The organism is Neisseria sp. P0022.S009 (genome assembly GCF_051956675.1).
Taxonomy (GTDB): domain Bacteria; phylum Pseudomonadota; class Gammaproteobacteria; order Burkholderiales; family Neisseriaceae; genus Neisseria.
On the sequence record NZ_JBQCXE010000001.1, the window covers coordinates 295,048 to 311,181 of the forward strand.

At 54.3% G+C, this 16,134-nt stretch carries 16 protein-coding genes and 1 tRNA gene; 5 read left to right on the forward strand and 12 right to left on the reverse strand.

The annotated features are described in order from the left end of the window. Nucleotides 1–42: 42 nt before the first annotated feature. The 9 genes from ACTHUG_RS01425 to ACTHUG_RS01465 all read right to left on the reverse strand — a co-directional run bounded on the left by ACTHUG_RS01425 (nt 43) and on the right by ACTHUG_RS01465 (nt 5,912). Nucleotides 43–804 (reverse strand): uracil-DNA glycosylase family protein, encoded by a 762-nt coding sequence (locus tag ACTHUG_RS01425; RefSeq protein ID WP_440385986.1) that lies wholly within the window; start codon nt 802–804, stop codon nt 43–45. After that, nucleotides 798–1,241, reverse strand: a complete 444-nt coding sequence (gene rimI, locus ACTHUG_RS01430; RefSeq protein ID WP_440385987.1) for a ribosomal protein S18-alanine N-acetyltransferase — start codon at nt 1,239–1,241, stop codon at nt 798–800. The genes ACTHUG_RS01425 and rimI overlap by 7 nt, the downstream gene beginning before the upstream one ends. Continuing rightward, on the reverse strand, nt 1,238–1,912 hold the full coding sequence (gene tsaB / locus ACTHUG_RS01435) for a tRNA (adenosine(37)-N6)-threonylcarbamoyltransferase complex dimerization subunit type 1 TsaB (RefSeq protein ID WP_440385988.1): 675 nt from the start codon (nt 1,910–1,912) through the stop codon (nt 1,238–1,240). The genes rimI and tsaB overlap by 4 nt, the downstream gene beginning before the upstream one ends. A gap of 162 nt (nt 1,913–2,074) precedes the next feature. After that, nucleotides 2,075–2,749: a glutathione S-transferase family protein gene (locus tag ACTHUG_RS01440; protein ID WP_440385989.1), complete on the reverse strand. Its 675-nt coding sequence runs from the start codon at nt 2,747–2,749 to the stop codon at nt 2,075–2,077. A gap of 8 nt (nt 2,750–2,757) precedes the next feature. After that, nucleotides 2,758–3,153, reverse strand: coding sequence for a hypothetical protein (locus ACTHUG_RS01445; protein ID WP_049332227.1), 396 nt, complete (start codon nt 3,151–3,153; stop codon nt 2,758–2,760). After that, nucleotides 3,154–4,320: a beta-ketoacyl-ACP synthase III gene (locus ACTHUG_RS01450; protein ID WP_440385990.1), complete on the reverse strand. Its 1,167-nt coding sequence runs from the start codon at nt 4,318–4,320 to the stop codon at nt 3,154–3,156. A gap of 19 nt (nt 4,321–4,339) precedes the next feature. Then, nucleotides 4,340–4,585 (reverse strand): GNAT family N-acetyltransferase, encoded by a 246-nt coding sequence (locus ACTHUG_RS01455; protein WP_440385991.1) that lies wholly within the window; start codon nt 4,583–4,585, stop codon nt 4,340–4,342. Between the two features lie 34 nt (nt 4,586–4,619). Next, nucleotides 4,620–5,528 (reverse strand): flavodoxin family protein, encoded by a 909-nt coding sequence (locus ACTHUG_RS01460; RefSeq protein WP_440385992.1) that lies wholly within the window; start codon nt 5,526–5,528, stop codon nt 4,620–4,622. 308 nt (nt 5,529–5,836) lie between these two features. After that, a tRNA-Phe gene (locus ACTHUG_RS01465) sits at nt 5,837–5,912 on the reverse strand. Nucleotides 5,913–6,116: 204 nt separating this feature from the next. Between ACTHUG_RS01465 and ACTHUG_RS01470 the strand changes: the two genes are divergently transcribed. Beyond that, a complete protein-coding gene (locus ACTHUG_RS01470) occupies nt 6,117–6,677 on the forward strand; it encodes a hypothetical protein (protein WP_440386149.1) in 561 nt (186 codons plus the stop codon). Nucleotides 6,678–6,724: 47 nt separating this feature from the next. Here the strand turns inward: ACTHUG_RS01470 and coaD are convergent, their stop codons facing one another. From coaD to ACTHUG_RS01485, 3 genes are all read right to left on the reverse strand, one after another. Further along, nucleotides 6,725–7,237, reverse strand: coding sequence for a pantetheine-phosphate adenylyltransferase (coaD, locus tag ACTHUG_RS01475; protein ID WP_070712092.1), 513 nt, complete (start codon nt 7,235–7,237; stop codon nt 6,725–6,727). A gap of 107 nt (nt 7,238–7,344) precedes the next feature. Beyond that, nucleotides 7,345–8,031, reverse strand: a complete 687-nt coding sequence (locus ACTHUG_RS01480; protein ID WP_070712093.1) for a Bax inhibitor-1 family protein — start codon at nt 8,029–8,031, stop codon at nt 7,345–7,347. 164 nt (nt 8,032–8,195) lie between these two features. Continuing rightward, a complete protein-coding gene (locus ACTHUG_RS01485; protein WP_440385993.1) occupies nt 8,196–8,471 on the reverse strand; it encodes an oxidative damage protection protein in 276 nt (91 codons plus the stop codon). Nucleotides 8,472–8,598: 127 nt separating this feature from the next. Between ACTHUG_RS01485 and glnE the strand changes: the two genes are divergently transcribed. From glnE to apbC, 4 genes are all read left to right on the forward strand, one after another. Continuing rightward, on the forward strand, nt 8,599–11,283 hold the full coding sequence (gene glnE / locus ACTHUG_RS01490; RefSeq protein WP_440385994.1) for a bifunctional [glutamate--ammonia ligase]-adenylyl-L-tyrosine phosphorylase/[glutamate--ammonia-ligase] adenylyltransferase: 2,685 nt from the start codon (nt 8,599–8,601) through the stop codon (nt 11,281–11,283). 267 nt (nt 11,284–11,550) lie between these two features. Beyond that, nucleotides 11,551–12,645, forward strand: a complete 1,095-nt coding sequence (locus tag ACTHUG_RS01495; RefSeq protein ID WP_440385995.1) for an FAD-dependent oxidoreductase — start codon at nt 11,551–11,553, stop codon at nt 12,643–12,645. A gap of 168 nt (nt 12,646–12,813) precedes the next feature. Continuing rightward, nucleotides 12,814–14,877: a glycine--tRNA ligase subunit beta gene (gene glyS / locus ACTHUG_RS01500; RefSeq protein WP_440385996.1), complete on the forward strand. Its 2,064-nt coding sequence runs from the start codon at nt 12,814–12,816 to the stop codon at nt 14,875–14,877. A 162-nt stretch (nt 14,878–15,039) separates the two neighbouring features. Continuing rightward, nucleotides 15,040–16,119 carry an iron-sulfur cluster carrier protein ApbC gene (apbC, locus tag ACTHUG_RS01505; protein ID WP_070459640.1) on the forward strand — a complete coding sequence of 360 codons (1,080 nt, stop codon included), beginning with the start codon at nt 15,040–15,042 and terminating at the stop codon, nt 16,117–16,119. The last annotated feature ends 15 nt before the right edge of the window (nt 16,120–16,134 follow it).

Here is a 16,134-nt window from a genome sequence, read left to right on the forward strand (position 1 = left end):
TTTTTATTGGTGGAAAACCTGATTTCAGGTTAAACAGAATGTTCAGACGGCCTTGGCCAAAAGCTGTTTTAATGGCTTTAAGATTTGCCATGCTTGCGCTTTGAGTTGCGGCTGCATCAGCAGGCGGGCGGGGTGGGGAATGACGAAATGCGGCCGCTCTGCGCACAATTCGTTCATCAACCCGATCATGTCGGGGCTGTCGAAGATTTTGCCGAGAAACAATACTGCGCGCGCTTGCGAGGCGGTCAGCTCGTTTTGCATTTCGGCAAGCTCGGCGCGGATGTGTTCGGTATCGGGTAGGGCGGTGAACACGGGCGCGGTTTTGACCCATGCGGTTTTGTGCGCCTGCTCGGGCTTGAGGCCGATGGCGGCGAGGATGTTGTCGAGAAGCGTGCCGACGTCTCCGCTAAACAGCGTACCGTGCAGGCTGTCTTCGGTGGACGGACAAATGCTGACCACCATGATTTCAGACGGCCTGATGGTTACGTCAAGGCGGGGCAGATTGTCTGAATGCGCGGCTTTTTCTGTTTTTGCCGGTGTTTCGGCCATGGCCTTGGGCGCCGCTTCGGGAACGCGGACAGCAGGTTTGGCCGTTTGCGCAGTGGCAATGGCGGCGGTGCGTGCCTGATGGGCGCCTGCGGATAAAGTGCGCACGGCTTGCGCGGTATCGGCGGCAATGGTTTTGGGGCGGACGGGCGCGGCTGCGGCTTGGGGCGCGGCATGGATGATTTTAGCGTTTTGGTTCAGCCACATCGGGCCCAAGCCCAAGGCTTCGTGCAGGTGCAGGTAGCGGCTGCTTAACATGATTTCTCCATCAATACGGCATCTTCGCTGCCACCGTCGGGCAGGGCGTAGTAGTTTTTGCGGTGGCCGCAGGTTTGGAAGCCGTGTTTGCGGTAGAGCTGTTGTGCGGTTTCATTGCTTGCGCGGACTTCCAGCAGTAATCGGGTTGCGCCTTGCTGTTGCACTGTGTTTTGCCAGTGTTGCAGCAGGGTGGACGCAATGCCTTGGCGGCGGTATTCGGGCGCGACGGCAATCAGGTGCAGTTCGGATTCGTCAAACACGGTTTGCCACACGATAAAGCCGGTAATTTGGTGGTCGGTCTGGCTGAGCCAAACGCTGTCGGGATGGTGTTGAGCCGCTGATTCAAACTGTTCCGCCGTCCACGGCGAAGGATTGCCTTGTGCATCGATGGCGGCAAGGGTGGGGCAGTCGGCAAGTACGGCTGGGCGCAGGTTCACGGTTTGGCCTTTTGTTGGGCTTGCTCTTGCGCGGTCAGGGCAATTTTATTGCGGACGTAGAGCAGCTCGGCATGCACCGCATCGGTGGCAACATAGCGGCCGCTGCGGGCAAGTTTAAGATAGTCGGCGGCAGTCGGCATATCGGCCTGACCGTCAAAAGGCGGTTTGTCGGCGAGGGCAAAGGCATTGCCGATGCCGCCGCTAGGCGTTTTGCCCTCGGGCGCGGTAATGGCGGCGGCTTTGCCAACTGTGTAATCGCTCAAACGGACGTGGTTTTGCGTATCAAACCATGCGTAGAACACTTCGCCCATACGCGCATCGGTGGCCGCCAGGATGCAGCTTGATGGCGGCAGCAGCGAAGCGGCGGCATCGAGGCAGGGAATGCCGATCATGGGCGTGTCAAACGGCGTGGCCAAACCTTGTGCAACCGCCGCGCCGATACGCAGGCCGGTAAATGCGCCGGGGCCTTGTGCATAAACGATGCAGCCCAAATCGGCGGCCGTGATGCCCGCTTCTTTAAAGAGGTGTTCGATTTGCGGCAGGATTTGTTCGGATTGCTTGGTGCCGACGTTTTCGTGAAACAGGCGGATTTCGCCTTGATGTTCCAATGCGATGGACAGAAAGGATGTGCTGGTGTCGATGGCAAGAGTCGGGCGGTTGTCGGTTGGCATGGTGTTATTTTTTAGAAGGATATGGGTTGCCATTATAGTGGAACGGCGAGGGGGAACAAAGCGTTCAGGCGGCGCTTGGGTAAAAACGCCGTTTGCCGCAAAGCTATTCGATAAGTGAACCAAGGTTTCAGGCCGTCTGAAAACGTTTCAGACGGCCTTGTTTTATTTGTCGAGTTTCAATAAAGGCGAACCTGCTTTTTCAACGGCGCGGCGGTAGGCTTCATGCGCTTCGATGCGTTGCAAATAGGCGCGGATATTGGGGTAGTCGGCGAAATCGAAGCGGTCGGCCGCGGCTTGCAGCGGATAGCTCATCATGATGTCGGCACCGCTGAGGCTGTTGCCGACCAACCATTCGCGGTTTTCCAACTCGCTGTCGATGTGGGCAAGATGCAGCGCGGCTTGCGGATGGATAAAGCTGCTTTTGACGCTGCCGCTGATTTTGCGGGCAATCGGTTTGACGAAAAACGGCATGGGCGCGCTTTCAATCCGGCGGAACACCAGTCCGAGCAGTAATAACGGCATCAGCGAACCTTCGGCATAATGCAGCCAGCGTTGATATTGCCAGTATTCGCGGCTGCCGCGTTCGGGCATTAGATGGCCGTTGCCGTAGGTTTGAATCAGATAGTCTGTAATCGCGCCGCTTTCCGCCAAGATAAAACCGTCATCATCCAATAAAGGCGATTTGCCCAAGGGATGGATGGCTTTGAGTTCGTCAGGAGCGAGCAAAGTGTCGGGATGGCGGCGGTAGGTTTGCAGGCGGTAGGGCGTACCGAGGATTTCAAGCAGCCAAACAATGCGCAGGGCGCGGGATTGGTCGAGCGAATGCAGGGTAATCATGAGGGGCTTTAAATATCGGTTTGTTTGAGGCCGTCTATGCTGATTTGGCAGGCATCGGCGTATTTTTGCAGGGTTTTGGCCGGTAGTTTGGCGAACACTTCGGGACGGAAATGCCGACGCAGCTGCCATTTCCATACGCCTGCCGCCATGGCCAAGCCGGTTTCATCATAACGGCAGCGGAACATATGGTAGTACAGCGGCGAATATTCGCCTTTTTCGACGGCTTCGCGCGCGGCCTGCGTTTGGGCATCGAGTTCGCACACTGCCATTTCGGTGGCGTAGGCTTCGTCCTGCCAACCGTTGCTGGTGGCCGCTTCGTAGTGGCCGTCGCGGGTGCCGTAGATGACTTTGCGGTGGCCGTGGTAGCTGGCGCTGTTGTCTTGAGGGATGTCGTCAATCTTCATTCAGACGGCCTTTACTGCTTCCAAAAGCATGAAACATGTTGAAAAACGGCCGCTTTCCGGAACGTAACACAGGATTTTTTGGCCGTGTTCGATGGGGAAAGTGCGCATAAATTCTTCAAGGATGATGTAAATCGAGGCCGACCCCGTGTTGCCCTTGCTTTGCAGATTGGTAAACCATTTTTCCTGCGGAATGTCGAAGCCGATGTTTTTCAGGCCGTCTGAAAGGCGGTCGCGGAAAAAGCCGGAAGAGTAGTGGGGCAGGAACCAATCGATTTCTTCGGCGCGGATGCCGTGTTTGGAGGCGATTTGGGAGAGGGGTTTTTCCACCGTATAGCGGACGATGTTTTCGTTTAGCAGTTTGACGTCCTGCTTGACCGCCATCAGGCTGTGGCGGCGGCCGTAATCGGCATCGGCGTGTTTCCAGCCTTCAAATACGCCGTCGCGGAATTCTGCGCCGGCATACATGCAGGGCGGCATTTCGTTGGCGTAGGAAAGCAGGTCTATCCAATGGATTTTCAGGCTGAGGCCGTCTGAATTGGGACGGTCGGACAGATGCACCGCGCCTGCGCCGTCAGACAGCATCCAGCGCAAAAAGTCTTTTTCAAACCCGATTTCGGGGGACGCGTTTTCCAGTTTTTTATGGTCGGTTTCACTTTGAAATACTTCGCCGCGCATGACCGCCGAGGCGTTTTCGGAAGCAACGGAAACCGCATGTGCGTGTTCGCCGGTACGCACGGCATTGTAGGCGTGTTTCATTGCCGCCATACCAGCCGCGCATACGCCTGCCATGCTGAACACTTCGCAAGGCGGCATATCCAGCAAGCCATGCACCATCACGCCGTGTCCTGGCATGGTTTGGTCGGGATAGGAAGTGGCGCAAGCCAGGCTGCCGATGGCTTTTGCAGGAACGCCTTGGGCAAACAGGCCGTTGACCGCTTCGGCGGCCAATTCGGCATTGGTGTGCGTCGTACGGCGGCTTTCGGGGTCGATGGCGTAATGTCGCGACAAAATGCCGTTGGAACGCAAAATCATGCGGCGCACGCGTGAAGGCACATCGCCTGCCATGCCGAGGACGGCTTCCATTTCGTCATTGCCGACGGGAGCATTGGGTAAAAAGGCAGAAACGCGGTTGAGATAAACGTCTTTGAGTGTGTTATTCGATGTCATGATGTGTTTGTCAAAATAATCAACCGATAAACCGCGCCGCGTAGTCGCAGCTTGCAGTCAACGGGATGTGGTGTGCTTCGGCGTATTCCATCAGCGCGTCCACCAGCAGTTTGGCAATGCCGCGATGACGGAAGTTGGGCGAGACCTCGGTATGGTTTACGTCCCAGCCGCCGGTGTGTTCGGTATAGCTGATATAGCCTGCTTCCAAACCGTCAATATCGATTTGAAAGCGACGGCGTTCGGGATAGTGGATAACTTCGGGCATGATGGGTTCCTGGTTTGAGGCCGTCTGAAAATTATTATCTGCCTGACGGTTGCGCATAATAGTCCGCCAGCTTTTTCAGACGGCCTTTAAGCAGCGGATGCAGCAGCTTTTTCAAAATCACGCTGACAGGCAAAACCACCAAAATCATCGCCAATAAAAAGACGATGTAAAAGCACAGCAAGGCACGGCGCAAAAGCGGAGAAATCCTGCCTGCCGCCATCAAAAGCCTGCCCCAGACGAAGAAGCTGCGGCCGGCAGCGCGTTCGCTGAAAATCAGTTTTTCATTAACCGTCACTGCGCCCATGTTTTGAAACAGGGTTTCGTCCAAAGGCTGTTGGTTTAACAGCGTATCGCGTAATTTCGCACCAAACCGCGCCGCATCCGCCAATTCTTCTTCAGCAATGCCGGCGGAGGGCAGGGAGCGGAAATAGCGTTTGTCGCCGGTCAGCATCCATGCGGGCGTGGTAATGAAACTTGCCGCGCTGTTGCAGGCATCGATTTTTACGATGTTGCCGATGAGTTTGGCGCCGTTTTGTTTCAGCAAAGATTTCATTTTTTCCTGCGCGCCCAGCCACATATTGCGGCAGCCGATAAGCGTGATGACCGGTTTGCCGTCCAGCAGGCGGCGCGTTTCTTCGCGTTGCAAAAAGGCGGTCATCGGTTGCGAAGGAGAGAGGAACCAAACGGTGTAGGCAATGACCACCACATCGTAATCTTCGGATGGGATTTGCGGCGGCAGAATCGGGGTGGGTTTTAAATGGACGGTTTCCGGAAAGGTATCGAAAAAACGCCAAAACGGCCACGGAAACGGAAACGCCTGCTCCGGTACGATATTGACACAATCGACCTGTATGCCGGCTGTTTGCAACGGCGCGGCAAAATTTCGCGCCAGGTTGGAGAGCTGCCCCGTTTGCGAGTAATGCACAATCAGCACTTTTTTCATTATCTTCCCTGCAATGAGTAAGTTATGGTTGGTTTGGACGGTATTATATAGTAAACCGACCGGCCTTGAACTTTATTCATATTCAGTATGTTCGCGTAAGTTTCAGCCGATTTGGATGGAGGCGCCGTATTCTGTCGGAATGGGGCGGTAAAACGGATTTTTATACCATGCCAACATGAACAACGGCCGTCTGAAATTTTTCAGACGGCCTTGTGTGGAAATCGGGACGCATGGTTTAGAACGGGATTTGCGCTAAGTATGGCGTGCAAATCATATAGATAAAAAAATAACCGCTTCAATGCGGTTGGTGGTGGCCAGAGGCGGAATCGAACCGCCGACACACGGATTTTCAATCCGTTGCTCTACCAACTGAGCTATCTGGCCTTCGCGTATTTCGTTGCGAGATGTGAATTAAACCAAATTTCGTTGCCTTGTGCAAGCGTTTGTAGGCTTTATTTTTGAGGCGGTAAATTAAGATTTTGTTTTGTATTGAATTATTTTTCGTTTTAATTGGCGGTTTTGGGGTTTGCCGGTTTGATTTTCAGACGGCCTAAGATACAATCGGCTTTTTTGCTTTGGATTTATGCCATGCTGTATGTGTTTGTTCGTGATATGTGGGATGTTTTGCGTTTGCGCTATCGTTCGCCGGAGACGTATTTGTATTCGCCTTTGGTGATGGCGGCGGTGTTGCTGCTGTTGGGCGTGGTGAACGCGGCCAACATGTCGCCTTTGTTTGGCAGCGGCGCGGCAGCGGTGTGCCTGTCGGTGATTTTGGTGATGGTGAAATGGTTGGTGTTGAGCCGCTCGATGCGCAAGGTGCTGCATTATTACGGTGCGCCCCGGCTGCCTTTGTGGGGCTTTATTTTGGTGTCTGAGGCTTTGCTGCTGCCGCTGTTGCTGGTGTTGTATGTGCCGGCGTTGGCTGTGTTTGCGCTGTTGTGGCAGGCTTGGGTGTTTGTGGTGCAGGTACGCGGTTTGATGTGGATGGGGAATGTGACGGTAGGCCGTGTTTTAGTGGGTTATGTGTTGTATGGTATCGGCATGTTGTGCGTGGGTACGGTGATTTTGATGTTGTTTATTAACGCCGGTTGGTTGGATATGGAAATGTTAAAACAAAACCTGCAGGCGGTGATGTCTGCCCGTCAATAATCAATGAAATTTGGAAGGCCGTCTGAAATGTTCGGACGGCCTTTGTTTTATGTGTTTGTTTCGTGGTCTTGCAGGATTTTTTGATAGACGGGGTCGGGGAGGTAGCGGCCTATCATGTCGCGCCAGCCTTGGGGGCCGACCAGGCCTTTGACCATGGTGGAGGATACTTCGGCGATTTCGCGCGGCGGCATCAGGAAGACGGTGGAGATTTCGGGGGCGATGTCGCTGTTGATGTAGCGCATCGAGCGTTCGTATTCGTAGTCGGCGGCGGAACGGATGCCGCGGACGATAAAATTGGCTTTAGCTTCGCGGGCGTAATCGACCAAAAAGCGGTTTTCAAACACGCTGATGCGGACGTTGGGGAAAGAGTGGGTAATGGCATCGAGCATGGCGCGGCGTTCTTCTATGGTGTAGGTACTGCGCTTTTCGGGATTGGTGCCGATGGCGACGATGAGTTCGTCAAAGAGGGATTGGGCTTCCTGTATCATCCACAGGTGGCCGAGGGTGGGTGGGTCGAAGCTGCCTGCGTACACGGCACGGCGCGGAGTGGTCGTGGTCATTTTGGGTTGGGAATGGGGGTTGTGTGGCGTTCAGGATAGGGGAGTTTGCCGGTGATGTCAAAAATCAAAAAAGGCCGTCTGAATTTCAGACGGCCTTTGCGGCTTGATCAGTCGTCACCGCTGAGAGAGATGAGGATTCTCAAGAGGCTGCTGAAAATGTTGTAGATGGAGATGAAGATGGTCAGCGCTGCGCTGATGTGGCTGTCTTCGCCGCCGTCGATGACGGTACGCACCTGCCACATAATCATCAGGGAACTGAAGACAACGAAGCCGGCCGCGATGGTCAGGCTCAGGGCAGGGATGTTGAGGAAGATGTTGGCCACAACGGCAATCATGAGCACGATGGCGCCGGCACCGAGGAAGCTGCCGAGTTTGTTCATGTTCATTGTGGTGCGGCGTGCCATGGCGGACATGGTGAAGAATACGCCGGCGGTCATGGCGGCGGCCGTACCGACGATTTGCGCGCCGTTGTTAATCGCCAGGGCGTATTGCAGCATAGGGCTGATGGCAAGGCCCATGCCGAAAGTGAAGATCATCAACAGGGCGACGCCGACGTTGCTGTAACGGTTTTTCTCGATCAGGAAGGTCATGCCGTAGAAGAAGCCGAAGAAGGCGGCCAGGGCAACCCAGTATGAACCGAACATGGCGAAAATGTTAAAGCCTGTTTTGGCGGAAAAGAACGCGCCGGCAATGGCAGGAATGAAAGACAGGCCGAGCAGGCGGTAGGTTTTTTGCAGGACGGTATTTTTGGCAACCGAGCCTTGCGAGGTATAGTCGTAAACGTCGTTTTGCATGGCGTTTGCTCCAGTGTGGATTGAAAATGAATGAAATTTGGATTTTAACAGAAAATCATGGGTTTGTATGATTTATCTGTTCTATTTGCCTAATATGCGGGGCAATCGGGAATTTTAAAGGCCGTCTGAAAATCGGGTTTCAGACGGCCTTGGCTTTTCAATGCTTATTTAGGCTCTTGCGGAACGTAGCCTTGTACGGCATCTGCTCCGTCGCCGAAGAAGTATTGTTCCATCTGCTGGGCGAGGTATTCGCGTGCGCGCGGATCGGCAAGGCTTAGACGGTTTTCGTTGATCAGCATGGTTTGGTGGCGGGTCCAAGCCATCCATGCTTCTTTGGAAACGTTTTCGAAGATGCGTTTGCCCAGTTCGTTGGGCAGCGGCGGAAATTTCATGCCTTCGGCTTCTTTGCCGAGTTTGACGCAGTGAACCATACGGGTCATGGCGGTTTCCTTATGATGGGTTGCAAAGTTGGTATTTTAGCCGATTGCACGGATAGGGGAAAGCGTGGCTTTCAGACGGCCTGAAAGCTTGCTATGATGGTCTTTTCTGTTTATTCAGGCAAAGATTATGAACCGCCTTGATACTGCCCGCCGTTATTCCCTTTTTCTCGCCCGTAATCTTGATTCCGGCAAACTCAAGCCCGAAATTTTCCTGCCTATGCTGGACAAGGCGTTGACCGAAGCTGATTTTCAAGCTTTTGCCGATTGGGACAAAATCCGTGCGGAAGAAAACGAGGAAGAATTAGCGCGGCAGTTGCGCGAGTTGCGCCGTTATGTCGTGTCGCAGATTATCGTGCGCGATATCAACCGCATCAGTGATTTGAACGAAGTAACCCGCACAATTACGCTGTTTGCCGATTTTGCCGTCAATACCGCGTTGAACTTTTCCTACGCCTATTATCGGGATATGTACGGTACGCCGATCGGGCGTTATACGAAATCGCCGCAGCATTTGAGCGTGGTGGCGATGGGTAAGGCGGGCGGCTATGAGTTGAATGTGTCTTCCGACATCGATTTGATTTTCATCTATCCCGAATCGGGCGACACCGACGGCAGGCGCGAACGGGGCAATCAGGAGTTTTTCACCAAAGTCGGGCAGAAACTGATTGCATTGTTGAACGACATTACCGCCGACGGGCAGGTGTTCCGCGTCGATATGCGGCTGCGGCCGGACGGCGATTCGGGCGCGCTGGTATTGAGCGAAACTGCGTTGGAGCAATACCTGATTACGCAGGGGCGTGAATGGGAACGCTACGCGTGGTGCAAAGGCCGCGTGGTTACACCGTATCTGAACGACATCAAATCGCTGGTGCGCCCCTTCGTATTCCGCAAATATCTGGATTACAGCGCGTATGAGGCAATGCGCAACCTGCACCGCCAAATCCGCAGCGAAGTCAGCAAAAAAGGCATGGCGGACAATATCAAACTCGGTGCGGGCGGTATTCGAGAAGTCGAATTTATCGCCCAGATTTTCCAAATGATACGCGGCGGCCAAATGCGTGCGCTGCAACTGAAAGGCACGCAGGAAACGCTGAAGAAACTTGCCGAGCTGGGCATCATGCCGTCTGAAAACGTCGAAACCCTGCTGGCTGCCTACCGATTCCTGCGCGATGTCGAACACCGCCTACAATACTGGGACGACCAGCAAACCCAAACCCTACCGACCTCGCCCGAACAGCAGCAACTGCTCGCCGAAAGCATGGGTTTCGACAGTTATGCCGCTTTTTCAGACGGCCTCAATGTTCATCGGAACAAGGTCAATCAGTTGTTCAACGAAATCTTGAGCGAACCCGAAGAACAAACGCAAAGCAACAGCGAATGGCAATGGGTATGGCAGGAAAAACCTGACGAAGAAGAACGGCTAGGCCGTCTGAAAGAATATGGGTTTGATGCCGAAACCATCGCCACGCGGCTCGACCAAATCCGCAACGGCCATAAATACCGTCACCTCTCCGCACACGCCCAGCCGCGTTTTGACGCGATTGTGCCGTTATTGGTACAGGCGGCGGCCGAGCAACCCAATCCGACCGACACATTAATGCGGCTGTTTGACTTCCTCGAAAACATCAGCCGCCGCTCCGCCTATCTCGCCTTCCTCAACGAACATCCGCAAACCTTGGCGCATCTGGCACAAATCATGAGCCAGAGCTCATGGGTGGCGGCATATCTGAGCAAATATCCGATTCTACTGGACGAACTTATCAGCGCCCAGCTTTTGGATACCGCGTTCGACTGGCCGGCCCTTGCCGCCGCACTTTCAAACGACCTCAAAGCCTGCGGCGGCGATACTGAAGCGCAAATGGACACATTGCGCCATTTCCAACACGCCCAAGTCTTCCGCCTCGCCGTTCAGGACCTTGCCGGATTGTGGACGGTAGAATCACTTTCCGACCAGCTCTCCGCCCTTGCCGACACCATCCTCGCCGCCGCCGTGCAGTGCGCGTGGGCGGATATGCCCAAAAAACACCGCGACACGCCGCAATTTGCCATCATCGGCTACGGCAAACTGGGCGGTAAAGAGCTCAGCTATTCCTCCGACCTCGACTTGGTCTATCTTTACGACGACCCGCATCCTGATGCAGGCGACGTGTACAGCCGCCTTGCCCGCCGCCTGACCAACTGGCTTTCCGCCGCCACCGGCGCAGGCAGCCTCTACGAAACCGACCTGCGCCTGCGCCCCAACGGCGACGCCGGCTTCCTCGCCCACAGCATCGCCGCCTTCGAAAAATACCAGCGCGAAAACGCATGGACATGGGAACACCAGTCCCTCACCCGCGCCCGTTTCATCTGCGGCACACCCGAAATTCAGACGGCCTTCGACCGCATCCGCACCGAAATCCTCACCGCCGAACGCGACCAAACCGCCTTGGCAGGCGAAATTATCGAGATGCGCGAAAAAATGTTCCCCACCCACCCGCCGGTTGACAGCAACGTCAAATACGCACGTGGCGGCGTGGTCGACGTCGAATTTATCGTCCAATACCTCATCCTTGCCCATGCCCGCCAGTATCCGCAACTCCTCGATAACTACGGAAACATTGCCCTGTTGAACATCGCTGCCGACTGCGGCCTCATCGACAAAACCCTCGCCGAACAAAGCCGCACCGCCTACCGCTTCTATCGCCAGCAGCAACACAACACCAAACTGCGCGATGCCAAAAAAACCGAAGTGACGGAAGAATTGCTGACCCATTACGGCAATGTGCGAAAACTGTGGCAGGAAGTATTCGGAGTAGAAGTGAAGTTCGGATAAACAGGCGGACGTATTCAGCGTCAAAGCCTGCACGGCAACACAATTTACTGCCACGACAAACTCACTCTAAATAGTAGGTTTTATGTAAGGAAGATATTTTTATAAAAGCTGATTGGCAGCTTGAGGGAAGATTTTTGTTTACGTATTACTGATTCAGCCCGAACATGATCTGCAAAAACTGTTCTCATTTTGTGTCGATATTGTGATAAAGCAAAACAAGTTCTAAAATATGCAGTTCATTTTCATATTAAAAACAAGGAGAAACTAATGTCTAAGATTGCTGTACTCGGCGGCGGCCTTTCCGGTCGCCTTATTGCGTTCCAATTGGCGGAGCAGGGCGTGGCGGTAGAGTTGTTTGAGAAAGGCGAACGCAACGGCGCGCAAGCCGCCGCTTATGTTGCCGCGGCCATGTTGGCGCCGTCTGCCGAAGCGGTGGAGGCAACGCCCGAAGTCATCCGTTTGGGCAAACAAAGCATCGCGCTTTGGCGTGCGATTGTCGGCCGTCTGAATACGCCGGTGATGATGCAGGAAAACGGTAGCCTGATTGTCTGGCACACGCAGGACAAGCCGCTTTCTGCCGAGTTCGCCCGTCATTTGAAGCGCGGCGGCGTGGCGGAACATGAAACCATACGTTGGAACGCGGATGAAATCGCAGCAAACGAGCCGCAACTGGCAGGACGGTTTTCAGACGGCCTGTATCTGCCGACAGAAGGGCAGTTGGACGGACGGCAGGTATTGAATGCGCTTGCCGATGCTTTGGCATCGATGAATGTGGCGTGTCATTGGTCGTGCGAACGCGAAGTCGAAGATTTGGCGGTGCAATACGATTGGGTCATCGATTGCCGCGGTTATGGTGCAAAGAGCGCGTGGAACAGGCCGTCTGAAAGCGTTTTACGCGGCGTTCGTGGCGAAGTGGCGCGCGTTTACGCACCCGAAATTGAGCTGTCCCGCCCCGTGCGCCTGCTGCATCCGCGCTATCCTTTGTATATCGCGCCGAAGGAAAACCATATTTTTGTGATTGGTGCGACCCAAATCGAAAGCGAAAGCCAAGCGCCGGCCAGCGTGCGTTCCGGTTTGGAACTTTTGTCCGCGCTGTACGCCGTGCATCCGGCATTTGGCGAGGCAAATCTTTTGGAACTGGCTACCGGCCTGCGCCCGACTTTAAACCACCACAACCCCGAAATCCGCTTCAACCGCGAACGCCACCTGATTGAAGTCAACGGTCTGTTCCGCCACGGCTTTATGATTTCTCCTGCCGTTACCGACGCGGCTGTACGTTTGGCCGGTGCGCTGTTTGCTGGAGGCGACATTCCCGAATACGACGAAACCAGCGGTTTGCCGTATATCCGTGCCGCACATTGAAGCCGTTGCGGACGAAGTTGCTTGAAAATCGGGCAAATTGTTTGTGAAAGACAGCCACAGGCCGTCTGAAAATGATAAAATCGCTGTCAATTCAATTAACCTTGCGTCTGAAAACCGCATGATGCTGTATTCAGACGCCAAACCAATTTCCTATTTAACGATAAGCACATGACAACCCAAACCCTTTTAATCGAACTTCTCACTGAAGAACTCCCGCCCAAAGCCCTCAATAATCTGGGCAACCATTTTGCCGCTTCTGTTGCCGAAGGCTTGGAAAAAGCGCAACTGATTGACGGCGCAGCTGAATACACTGCCTATGCTTCTCCGCGCCGTTTGGCCGTTCAAGTCAACAACGTGAAGGCCGTTCAAGCCGATCAAAAAATCGTGAAAAAAGGCCCGGCCGTGGCGAATGCTATGAAAGATGGTGCGCCGACTAAGGCTTTGGAAGGTTTTGCGCGCGGTGCGGGTGCGAAAATCGAAGACCTGACCATCGTCCACGACGGCAAGCAAGACGTGTACGCCTACGAGTACGTCCAAACCGGCAAATCATTGGGCGAACTTTTGGAAGACATCATCAATGCCGCAGTGAAAAAACTGCCGATTCCTAAAGTCATGCGTTGGGGCAGCAGCACATTTACCTTCGTTCGCCCTGTACACAGCCTGATCGTGCTGCACGGCGGCGACATCGTAAACGTCAGCGTTTTGGGCCTGCAAAGCGGCAACAAAACACTGGGTCACCGCTTCCTCTCCAGCGGCGAAATCGCCATCGAAAACGCCGACAGCTACGCCGCACAAATGCGCGAGCAAGGCAAAGTAGAAGCATCGTTTGCCGAACGCAAAGCCGCCATTCAGACGGCCTTGAACGAGCAGGCAGGCCGTCTGAACGCGACCGTTGCCGCCGATGAAGCCTTGTTGGACGAAGTGACCGCATTGGTCGAATGGCCTGTGGTATTGGAAGCCGGTTTTGAAGAACACTTCCTCGCCGTGCCTCAAGAATGCCTGATTCTGACCATGCAGCAAAACCAAAAATACTTCCCGCTGCTCGACCAGAATGGCAAGCTGATGAACCGCTTCCTGCTGGTGTCCAACCTGCAAACCGAAGACCCGTCACACATCATCCAAGGCAACGAACGCGTCTTGCGCGCGCGCCTGTCTGATGCCGAGTTCTTCTACAAACAAGACCAAAAAGCGACTTTGGAAAGCCGCCTGCCGAAATTGTCCAGCGTGGTTTACCACAACAAAATCGGTTCGCAAGCCGAGCGTATCGAGCGTCTGCAAAGCATTGCCGCCCATATCGCCAAAGCGTTGGGCGCGGATGCTGCCGCAGCCGAGCGCGCCGCACGTTTGGCCAAAGCAGACTTGGTGACCGAAATGGTCGGCGAGTTCCCCGAATTGCAAGGCACGATGGGCAAATACTACGCCCGCTTGGACGGTGAAACCGAAGAAATCGCCGAAGCCATCGAGCAACACTACCAACCGCGCTTTGCCGGCGACAACCTGCCAGAGGGCAAAGTGGCAACCGCCGTTGCTTTGGCCGACAAACTGGAAACCTTGGTCGGCATTTGGGGTGTCGGCCTGATTCCGACCGGCGACAAAGACCCATACGCCCTGCGCCGCTCCGCATTGGGTATTTTGCGTATGCTGATGCAATACGGTTTGGACGTAAACGAACTGATTCAGACGGCCTTTGACAGCTTCCCGCAAGGTTTGCTCAACGAGAAAACGCCGTCTGAAACCGCCGACTTCATGCAGGCGCGTTTGGCCGTGTTGCTGCAAAACGATTATCCGCAAGACATCGTTGCCGCCGTATTGGCGAAACAGCCGCGCCGTTTGGACGACGTAGTGGCCAAACTGCAGGCCGTTGCCGCGTTCAAACAGTTGCCCGAAGCTGCCGCGCTCGCCGCTGCCAACAAACGCGTACAAAACCTGCTGAAAAAAGCCGATGCCGAGTTGGGCGCGGTTAACGAAAGCCTGCTGCAACAGGACGAAGAAAAAGCCTTGTACGCCGCTGCTCAAGGTTTGCAGCCGAAAATCTCTGCCGCCGTTGCCGAAGGCAATTTCCAAACTGCTTTGTCCGAGCTGGCTTCCGTCAAACCGCAAGTCGATGCATTCTTCGACGGCGTGATGGTAATGGCTGAAGATGCCGCCGTGAAGCAAAACCGTTTGAACCTGTTGAACCGCTTGGCAGAACAAATGAACGCAGTTGCCGACATTGCGCTCTTGAGCGAATAAGGCCGCGTTTCAGTTGACCCTTTTTTCAGGCTGCCCGATGATTCAGGCAGCCTGAAGTTTTTCGGGCGTATCCCTTGCATGGCGTTCAAGGGTATAATTCGGCAGATTTGTCGCACGACAAATCGCGCACATAAACAATTTCCCACATTCAAGAGGCAGATTATGAATATCCCAGCCATCCGAACCGCACTCGATGCCGTATTGATTCCCCACACAATGCGCACCTTAGGCAGCGAAAAAGCCGTTACACTCCTTGAAGAGCGTTCAGACGGCCTGCATATCGGCCTGAAATTCGCGTTCCCAGTTGCCCATATTGCCGCAGACATTGCCAATGCCGTTCAAGAAGCCGTCATTTCGCATACCGGCGATACCCACATTCACTTGAGTATCGATACCGAAATCGGTACGCATAAAGTTCAACCCGGCGTAGCAACCATCAAAGGCGTGAAAAACATTATCGCCGTTGCATCGGGCAAAGGCGGCGTCGGCAAATCAACGACCACAGCCAACCTTGCCACCGCAATGGCCAGAATGGGCGCGCGCGTCGGCGTACTCGATGCCGACCTGTACGGCCCAAGCCAGCCCACCATGCTCGGCGTACAAGACCGCAAACCCGACCAACAAAACAAAAAACTCATTCCCGTTGAAGCCGAAAGCGGCATTCAAGTGATGTCCATCGGTTTCCTGGTCGATACCGACCAAGCCGTCGTTTGGCGCGGCCCGATGGTCAGCCAAGCCTTGCAACAGCTTATGTTCCAAAGCGAGTGGGACAATGTCGATTATCTCTTCATCGACCTGCCGCCCGGTACCGGCGATATCCAATTGACCCTGTCGCAAAAAATCCCCGTGACCGGCTCCGTTGTCGTCACCACGCCACAAGACATCGCCCTGATTGATGCACGCAAAGCCGTGGATATGTTCAACAAAGTCAATATCCCGATTTTGGGCGTTTTAGAAAACATGTCTGTCCATATTTGCACCAACTGCGGCCATGCCGAAGCAATCTTCGGCGCAGAAGGCGGCAAAAACTTGGCAGAGCGTTTGAATGTACCGTTGCTTGGCCAACTTCCATTAAGCCTGCCTGTACGCGAAGCTATGGATAGCGGCACATCTTCGGCCTTGTTTGAAAACAACCAAACCATCGCCGACATCTACACCGAAGCCGCCTTCCAAATTGCACTGGCCATTGCCGATAAAGGTAAAGACTTCAGCAGCCGCTTCCCGAAAATCGTTGTCGAATAAAAAAATTTAAAAAAG

Bases quoted from the DNA above. Each gene is read 5' to 3' on its own strand.
- ACTHUG_RS01455 (WP_440385991.1), bottom strand. From the start codon at position 4,585: ATGCCCGAAGTTATCCACTATCCCGAACGCCGTCGCTTTCAAATCGAT.
- ACTHUG_RS01485 (WP_440385993.1), bottom strand. From the start codon at position 8,471: ATGACCCGTATGGTTCACTGCGTCAAACTCGGCAAAGAAGCCGAAGGC.
- ACTHUG_RS01425 (WP_440385986.1), bottom strand. From the start codon at position 804: ATGTTAAGCAGCCGCTACCTGCACCTGCACGAAGCCTTGGGCTTGGGC.
- ACTHUG_RS01450 (WP_440385990.1), bottom strand. From the start codon at position 4,320: ATGACATCGAATAACACACTCAAAGACGTTTATCTCAACCGCGTTTCT.
- ACTHUG_RS01440 (WP_440385989.1), bottom strand. From the start codon at position 2,749: ATGATTACCCTGCATTCGCTCGACCAATCCCGCGCCCTGCGCATTGTT.
- ACTHUG_RS01470 (WP_440386149.1), top strand. From the start codon at position 6,117: ATGCTGTATGTGTTTGTTCGTGATATGTGGGATGTTTTGCGTTTGCGC.
- apbC (WP_070459640.1), top strand. From the start codon at position 15,040: ATGAATATCCCAGCCATCCGAACCGCACTCGATGCCGTATTGATTCCC.
- coaD (WP_070712092.1), bottom strand. From the start codon at position 7,237: ATGACCACGACCACTCCGCGCCGTGCCGTGTACGCAGGCAGCTTCGAC.
- ACTHUG_RS01445 (WP_049332227.1), bottom strand. From the start codon at position 3,153: ATGAAGATTGACGACATCCCTCAAGACAACAGCGCCAGCTACCACGGC.
- tsaB (WP_440385988.1), bottom strand. From the start codon at position 1,912: ATGCCAACCGACAACCGCCCGACTCTTGCCATCGACACCAGCACATCC.
- ACTHUG_RS01480 (WP_070712093.1), bottom strand. From the start codon at position 8,031: ATGCAAAACGACGTTTACGACTATACCTCGCAAGGCTCGGTTGCCAAA.
- ACTHUG_RS01495 (WP_440385995.1), top strand. From the start codon at position 11,551: ATGTCTAAGATTGCTGTACTCGGCGGCGGCCTTTCCGGTCGCCTTATT.
- glnE (WP_440385994.1), top strand. From the start codon at position 8,599: ATGAACCGCCTTGATACTGCCCGCCGTTATTCCCTTTTTCTCGCCCGT.
- ACTHUG_RS01460 (WP_440385992.1), bottom strand. From the start codon at position 5,528: ATGAAAAAAGTGCTGATTGTGCATTACTCGCAAACGGGGCAGCTCTCC.
- glyS (WP_440385996.1), top strand. From the start codon at position 12,814: ATGACAACCCAAACCCTTTTAATCGAACTTCTCACTGAAGAACTCCCG.